The organism is Flammeovirga pacifica, from assembly GCF_000807855.2.
Lineage (GTDB): Bacteria > Bacteroidota > Bacteroidia > Cytophagales > Flammeovirgaceae > Flammeovirga > Flammeovirga pacifica.
Window position 1 is genome coordinate 412 of the sequence record NZ_JRYR02000017.1, and the last position, 386, is coordinate 797.

At 23.8% G+C, this 386-nt stretch carries 1 protein-coding gene; it reads left to right on the forward strand.

The annotated features are described in order from the left end of the window. Positions 1 to 42 precede the first annotated feature (42 nt). On the forward strand, positions 43 to 386 hold a 344-nt coding region (locus tag NH26_RS25905; RefSeq protein WP_394331102.1), incomplete at its 3' end, for a phage integrase SAM-like domain-containing protein.

The following is a 386-nucleotide window of genomic DNA, read 5'->3' on the forward strand; positions in this document are numbered from 1 at the left end:
CTAAAAGGTTTAAATACCTCACCTCTAACACTTAATGAAGCAATAAACCAATTCAAAGAAGATAAAAAGAAAGAGGTTCTAGAGTCAACATTTAGAAGTATATCAGTAAGATTTAAGCATTTAGAAAAATTTTCAAATTTAAAAAACAACCCTTATTTAAGTAATATAAATCACGATTTTGCACGAAAATTTGAATTATATTTAATTGATCTAGAATTAAATAGAAATACAATAAGAAGAATAATAAGCACCTTAAAGGGGTTGACTAATTACTTCTATATGAATGAATTTCTTACTTCTGATCCTTTAATTAACTACAAAAAACCTAAAGGAGAATTAATTGATTTTGTTTATTTAAACGAAAATGAATTACATAAAATTGAATC